1 pseudogene is annotated in these 276 nt (G+C 45.3%); it reads left to right on the top strand.

Features of this window, described 5'->3' with window-relative positions:
• Positions 1-74: 74 nt before the first annotated feature.
• Positions 75-276, top strand: a pseudogene (locus A372_RS39210) (transposase); the annotation flags it as partial.

The following is a 276-nucleotide window of genomic DNA, read 5'->3' as shown; positions in this document are numbered from 1 at the left end:
GAGTCTGTAAAATAAAGTGTGTAAACTCCCAAAATCAATTAAAATTTAACTAGACGAAAGGTTGGGGAGAACACATGGGACTTTGGACGAAACAGCAACTACGGGAATTCATTAAAGAGAATAAGCTAGTGACGGCTCAGGATGCACAAAACGCCTTGAAAGAGCTGTTGCCGAGACGATCCAGGAGATGCTGGAGGCGGAGCTTGACACGCATCTGGGCTACGAGAAACACGAAGTGAAAGCCAAAACCACACCAAACAGCCGAAACGGAAAAAG

The organism is Paenibacillus sp. OSY-SE, from assembly GCF_000283315.1.
Classification (GTDB): Bacteria; Bacillota; Bacilli; order Paenibacillales; family Paenibacillaceae; genus Paenibacillus_B; species Paenibacillus_B profundus.
This window is presented reverse-complemented; position numbering and strand designations above follow the sequence as displayed.